This window comes from Burkholderia sp. S171, from assembly GCF_009766085.1.
Taxonomy (GTDB): domain Bacteria; phylum Pseudomonadota; class Gammaproteobacteria; order Burkholderiales; family Burkholderiaceae; genus Caballeronia.
The window spans coordinates 321,568-327,938 of sequence record NZ_LMUF01000048.1 but is presented as its reverse complement, the minus strand read 5'-3'; the positions used below and the strand labels follow the sequence as shown (position 1 = coordinate 327,938).

Below are 6,371 nucleotides of genomic sequence, written 5' to 3'. Positions count from 1 at the left end.
CTTCGCCCGCGCACTGGAGAGACGCGCATCACCGATGGGCCTTACACCGAGTCGAAGGAAGTCGTGGGCGGCCTGTTCATCATCGAGGCGGACAGCCTTGACGAGGCGTTACGCATCGCGTCCATGCACCCGGCTGCCACACTGGGCGAAGAAGGCGGATGGGCCGTCGAGCTTATCCCCTTGGACTTCTATCTGGCACGATGAGGATTTGGAAGCCTGTCTCAGAAGGCGTTGGCATTCCTTTTACCGGCCGACACCTTCGCCGGTACTGCCCTATGCGATTGGCACACCTGCTTGAGCCCTGTACGGCTGCGGTCCGGCAGGTCGCGACCCGCAAGGGACCTTCAGCTTTCTTGACAACGGACATTCTTTAGCAATCCGGGCGAGGACTCAATCCGATATCCCGACGCAGGTCTGGATCGCTGCAGCTACAAAAGCCGCGACTTTGCGGGAAGATGCACTCGTGAGCGTTGGCGACTCGAGCATATGGCGCATCGTGGCCAGTCCGATCACATACGATCCGATCAGCGCGGCCCGTATTTCCGCATCCCGTCCCTTCAACTTCCTCGCCAGCGGCTGTACGAATTCCGCATGAAAGCGCGCGGAAACCATCTCGGCCGTGTCCGGGCTAGTTGCGCCGAGTAACAGCAGACGCAATGGATTGAACTCCCCGGTTACATTAGATTCCGCCATCACCTCCGCCACCAGAAATTCGCCTACCGTATCGAGCGACTCCGGCAGGTGCTCTTCAACGTGGAAAGCACCCTCCACAACCTGCGCGAACAATCCTTCCTTTCCGCCGAAATAACGACTGACGAGCGCCGCATCTACGCCGGCTTCGCTCGCAATCTCCCGGAGCCCTACATTCTCGTAGCTTCTTCGCGAGAAGCAAGCGCGCGCGGCCTCGAGAATACGCTCCCGCGTATTGGAAGCATTACGCCCGCTTGCGGGGGTGGACCGGGTTGAGTCTGTCACAACACATCTCCTTGTTGTCGAATTCGGTTGACCGATCAATGCGCTCATTATGTCATCAACTGTTGACACACGCAAAGGGTTGATCGACAATCAATGTCATCATTCGTTGACTTAATCGGACTGAAGGAGGATTTATGGCGGAAAGCACGCCCAAACTTTTGGGCAAGGTAGCCCTGGTTACCGGCGGATCAAGCGGCATCGGGTTGGCTTCGGCCCAGTTGATGCAAGCACATGGCGCATCAGTCGTCATCGTCGGGCGCGATCCGCGCAAGCTCGACGAAGCCGCGAAGGCCATCGGCGAGCGTACGTTCGGCATCGTCGCCGACGTCTCCAACGTGTCAGATATAGATCACGTCATGTCAACGGTCCGTGCACGGCACGGACGCATCGATGTCCTCTTCGCCAACGCCGGAATGTCGCACTCGCCGACTCTAAGGTTGGTTGACGAAGCGGCCTTCGATGCGATGGTCGGACTCAATTTCAAGGGCGTATTTTTTACCTGTGTACGCTCGCTGCCGCTGCTGTCAAATGACGCGTCGATCATCCTGACTGGCTCCGCGGCGGCGGACATGGGTCGTCTTGGCGACCCGGTCTACGCGGCAACGAAGGCGGCAGTTCGCAGTCTTGCCCGCACGCTCGCCAATGACAGCGAGCTGACCGGCAAGCGCATCCGGGTCAACGTGCTGAGCCCGGGCGCCGTCAAAACACCGTTAACAAAGATGGCCTACGAGTTGCCGGAGGTTGATGCGTACGTTCGGAAGGCGATCCCTCTGGAACGTTGGGGCGAACCGGAAGAGATTGCCAAGGCCGCGCTCTTTCTGGCCTGCGGTGACTCGTCTTACATGACGGGCAGCGTGCTGGCCGTCGATGGTGGGATGGCTCAGGTATGACGCGCGCTACCAGCAAGCGCGATGTCACACGTCCACCCGCTCTCGAACGGTCGGACACGACAATCATGGCAGTCCTGCTGCCCCTGATGCTCGTGTTGTTCATCTCGACACTTGACCAGACCATCGTTGCCGCTGCGCTGGGTCGCATTGGTGCGGAGTTGGGCGACGCCGGCAACGCTCCCTGGATCGCGACCTCGTACCTGCTTACCAGCGCCGTCACCACGCTGATATTCGGCAAGCTTGGAGACATGATCGGACGCAAACCGGTCTTTCTGGCCTCGGTAGCTATTTTCGTTGTTGGTTCCGCGCTGTGCGCCGCAGCACCGAACATGCGGTGGCTGATCGCGTTTCGCGCGTTCCAGGGTTTGGGCGGCGGCGGACTCAACTCGCTCGTCATGGCCATCGTCGGAGATCTGGTGCCGCCCCGCGAGAGAGCCCGCTACCAGGCCGTTCTAGGCATCATTCCCGCAATTGCGATCATTCTGGGGCCGGTTCTCGGCGGCGTAATCGTCGACCACTGGAGTTGGATCTGGATCTTCGTCATCAACGTGCCGATCGGCTTGCTTGCGTTCGGCATGATTGCCGTACGCCTTCACCTGCCCGGACGCGCACGCTCTCACCAGCTAGACATCTGGGGCTCCGTGCTGGCGATTGTTTTCACGACAAGCTTTCTGCTAACGATGGTTTACGGCGGACAGGCCTATCCGTGGAGCGCCTGGCAGGCGCTCGGTCTTGCGGCGGTGGCAATCGTGTCGTTGCTTGCCTATCTGGCGGTCGAACATGCAGCAGCGGAGCCGATCACTCCATTGCAACTCTTTGGCAGCGGCATTTTCGCCGTGTCCGCGACGTTGTTTTTCCTGTCGACCGCGGCGCTCTTCGTGGGAATGCTGTACGTCCCACTCATGCTGCAGAGCACTTTCAGACTGACCGCTTCGGCGTCCGGCGCTTCCATCGTACCGCTCCTACTGGGGCTGATCGCCGCGACGATGGTAACGGGCGGCATCATTTCGCACTCGGGCAGGTACAAGGCTTTCCCGATTGCCGGTGCGATCCTGTCTGGTATCGGCTTCTGCGCGCTCGCCCGCATCGACCTGACGACACCACTGTGGCATGTGCTGATCATGCTGGCTGTCATCGGAATCGGCCTGGGCTTCTTCATCCAGGTCGTGGTGCTGGCCGGGCAGAACGCGGTCGAGCATCGGCACCTGGGTGTGGCGACCGGTGCACTGAATTTTTTCAAGACGCTGGGTGGTGCAACGGGCGCAGCCGTATTCGGCTCGATCCTGACGGCCAGGCTGGCCCGGGCAGGTAACGCTGGAGAAATGCTGCACGCCTACGGTTCGGTTTTCGTCAGTGCTGCCGCGATGATGGGCATTGCCTTGCTGTTTGCGTTGCTACTCCGGGAAAAACCGTTGTCTGCCGAAATGATCGAAGTCGCGGAAGGACGTGTCGATGTGCCCGAATACTAAACTCAAGATAGGGGCGGCAGCTCAATCGCCCGGCAACCCAATCGATGCGGTGCCAGCTCACTGCGTCGAGCGGCCCATTGCGATGCGCAACGGCACCTTCAGCCGCCCCTTGGGTCGACGCCTCGAACTCCTGGCATGGCTGCTGAAACTCAGCGAAAAAAACAGTATAGAGACCTGCACCGAAGCAGAGATAGAGGCGGATCAGAAGCCCATGCCCCGCAACCTGCTGACAGATTGGATATTCGGCGCGCGCGCCGCTGGCGTCGTGATCAGCGACAGCCCTCGCGCGAGCGACTGTCCCGCGATTCGCCTCTACGTACCCGATCGACGCGACGCAGGCTGTCCCGGTCTCCTTTACTTTCACGGCGGCGGTTGAGTATCCGGCGATCCGGGCTTGACCGACTGGTGGCGCAGCGCGTTTGCGGCCCATACCGGCACGCTGGTTGTGTCCGTCGATTATCGACTCGCCCCACGGCATCGGTTTCCAGCCGCCCTGGAGGACGGCTACGCGGCGCTGTGCTGGCTTCATCTGCATGCGGTGCAACTAGGTATCGACGTCGGACAGATCAGCGTCGCGGGAGACAGCGCGGGGGCGAATCTCACCGCCGCACTGTGTCTCTGTGCCCGCGATCTGGGCGGCCCGCCGATCTCCGGCCAAACGCTGATCTGTCCGGCACTGGACTTGACCTTGAGTTCACCGTCGATGAGCGAGAAGGCTCACGCGCCGTTGTTGACGGCGCGGGCCGTCTCCGCCTATGCGCGGCACTACCTGGGAGATCCAGCGTTGGCCCGTAACCCATTGGCATCGCCGCTACTCGCGGAGAACTTATCGGCTTTGCCGCCCGCGCTAATCCAGGTCGCCGAACATGATCCGCTGAGAGACGACGGATGGCGCTACGCTGCCCGGCTACGCGCCGCGGGTGTCAAGGTACGCGTCACTGAATATGCCGGCGCGCCGCATGGTTTGACGACTTTTTCCGGCTTGACCCGTCTGTCTCGGCACGCACTCAAAGAAGCTTGCGCGGCAAGCGCAATAATCTTCAAACAGTGACTAAAGACAGTGCGAGTCGAACGATTGTTGGCAATCTGGAAAGCGGCGCTGAAGGGCCGAAACTGGCCGGCTCCGGTCCGACATGAACCAAGACTTTGCGTGCCGTGGTTCGCATCGCGGCTGCGCAAGCAAACGTACGTGAAGTCGCGGTCATGGCAACATTGGCCATCGACGAGTCGAGCACGGCTAACGAAACCTCGAGATTCAATAGCTGCGTTGGCCCGCGTAGCCTGCATGCCCCGCCAAGCGTCATTATGAGCAAAGCAAACGCCGCCTCCTTTTCGGGTTCCAAGGCAAGCTTCAAGATGCACCGGTTCGTGGCGGAACGTTCGTCGCACGGGGAAATTCGATGCTAACGGTCAAAAAAAAACGCGCGCACGATCGCTTCATGCGCGCGTGTACTAACGCTAAGTCAACTTAGAAGCGGTGACGCATGCCCACCGCGACAACCGTCTGATTGGCGGTCGACGATGGCGACAATGTGTTGATCGACGCCACGTTCGCACCGAAGTTGCCGAGTTCACCTGACGCGTGCTGAAACACGCCTTCCAGGTACACGTCAGTCCGCTTGCTCAGCGAGTAATCGCCTTGCAGCGACGCTGTTTGCCACTTCGGATCACCCGAACCATTCGAGCCCGATACCTTGCCGTCGGTGAAGGTGTAGGCGGCAGCAAGGCTTAGGGCCGGCGTCAACGCATAACGGCCGTTCACTTCGTAGTTATCCATATGAAGGTTCGTGCCGGCCACGCCCGGCAGCGTCGTGCCGCCAACGTTCACACCCGTGATGCCATCGAGTTGCGTATGCGTGTACACGAGGCCGACGTTAGCCGGCCCGTAAGCGTAGTTGAGGCCGGCGCCATAGGTGCGTTGCTGTTGCGCGGCGATTGCTGCCGTGCCGTCGCCTTGTGATATAGCGCCACCCACGTTGTTGCTACCTGAGTTGTTCAGTTGCAGGTAAGCGGCTGCTACGCTCAGCGGGCCATTGCCATACGATGCACCCGCGCTCCAAGCACGATTGTTTGAGAACTGGCCGGCTGCGTTGCTGAAGCCGTAGAGACCGCCGAACTTCACGCCGCCGTAGTTCGCGCTCTGGTACTTCACTGCGTTCTTGACGGAGAACGAGTTGTCGAGATTGTCGTTATCGAACGGGTGCGCGGCAAGGTTGTTGCCATAGCCTGCGCCGGCTTCCGACAGCGGCGCCAAATAGTCGACCACCGAGTCGTATTGACGGCCGAGCGTCACCGTACCGTACTGGTCGCTTTGCAGGCCGACGAACGCCTGACGATTGAACATCGTATTGTTTTCGCTGAACTGGCCGTTGTTCAAGTTGAAGCCGCTTTCCAACGTGAAGATCGCGTGGAGGCCGCTGCCCAGATCTTCACTGCCGCGCAAGCCGAAGTAAGTGTTCGATACCGAACCGCTGCCTTGTTGCCAGTTGCTGTGACCACCTTCGTTGTTTGCAAACACGAGGCCGGCATCTAGCGTGCCGTAAAGAGTGACGCTGCTTTGTGCGTGAGCGGAAATGGCGAACACGCTCATGAGGCTCGCTGCGATAAGGGTTTTCTTCATGATTTGTAAAGCTCCGAAACATTGCGAGAGAATCGTATTCAAGTGATCGACGATGATCTAATCGGCGATCCGCTGCGCAGTGTATTCCCGCAGATGAATTCTCTTTAGCCGCGTCTCGCGCAATAATGTTTTCTGAAGCCGCAATGGCGAAAGCTTAAGCAGATAAGTGCAAGTAGATAAAGGGGAAAACACCTTTCACATTCCATGCGTGAAGTGTGTGTCAAGGCCTGATCGTTGTGCGCATGCTACGTGGTTGTTAAAGGATTTTCCCGCGATGCTTTGTAATATTTATGCCGATCAACATACGGCGAAAAGGTTTCACTTCAATTTAGGAAATTGATTCTTCCGCTGACTACTATTGTCATGCACAGGCTTAACTTTTAAACTGACTCGCCCTTTGGACAGGGGCAGTCTTTT

6 protein-coding genes and 1 pseudogene are annotated in these 6,371 nt (G+C 59.1%); 5 read left to right on the top strand and 2 right to left on the bottom strand.

Going from position 1 to position 6,371, the window contains the following annotated elements; genetic code table 11:
- Positions 1–204, top strand: a 204-nt coding sequence (locus tag GSQ93_RS28770; RefSeq protein WP_254074105.1) for a YciI family protein, incomplete at its 5' end; no start/stop codon positions are given.
- Positions 205–390: 186 nt separating this feature from the next.
- On the opposite strand, the gene GSQ93_RS28765 is transcribed toward GSQ93_RS28770, so the two are convergent.
- Positions 391–975, bottom strand: a complete 585-nt coding sequence (locus tag GSQ93_RS28765) for a TetR/AcrR family transcriptional regulator (RefSeq protein WP_158939041.1) — start codon at positions 973–975, stop codon at positions 391–393.
- A 134-nt stretch (positions 976–1,109) separates the two neighbouring features.
- On the opposite strand from GSQ93_RS28765, the gene GSQ93_RS28760 reads away from it, so the two are divergent.
- The 4 genes and pseudogenes from GSQ93_RS28760 to GSQ93_RS28745 all read left to right on the top strand — a co-directional run.
- A complete protein-coding gene (locus GSQ93_RS28760; RefSeq protein ID WP_158939040.1) occupies positions 1,110–1,865 on the top strand; it encodes an SDR family NAD(P)-dependent oxidoreductase in 756 nt (251 codons plus the stop codon).
- On the top strand, positions 1,862–3,334 hold the full coding sequence (locus GSQ93_RS28755) for an MDR family MFS transporter (protein ID WP_158939039.1): 1,473 nt from the start codon (positions 1,862–1,864) through the stop codon (positions 3,332–3,334). Before GSQ93_RS28760 ends, GSQ93_RS28755 begins: the two co-directional genes overlap by 4 nt.
- Positions 3,318–3,710, top strand: coding sequence for a hypothetical protein (locus GSQ93_RS28750; RefSeq protein ID WP_158939038.1), 393 nt, complete (start codon positions 3,318–3,320; stop codon positions 3,708–3,710). Before GSQ93_RS28755 ends, GSQ93_RS28750 begins: the two co-directional genes overlap by 17 nt.
- A gap of 15 nt (positions 3,711–3,725) precedes the next feature.
- A pseudogene (locus GSQ93_RS28745) lies at positions 3,726–4,385 on the top strand (alpha/beta hydrolase); the annotation flags it as partial.
- 417 nt (positions 4,386–4,802) lie between these two features.
- Here the strand turns inward: GSQ93_RS28745 and GSQ93_RS28740 are convergent.
- On the bottom strand, positions 4,803–5,954 hold the full coding sequence (locus tag GSQ93_RS28740; RefSeq protein WP_158939036.1) for a porin: 1,152 nt from the start codon (positions 5,952–5,954) through the stop codon (positions 4,803–4,805).
- Positions 5,955–6,371: the final 417 nt, after the last annotated feature.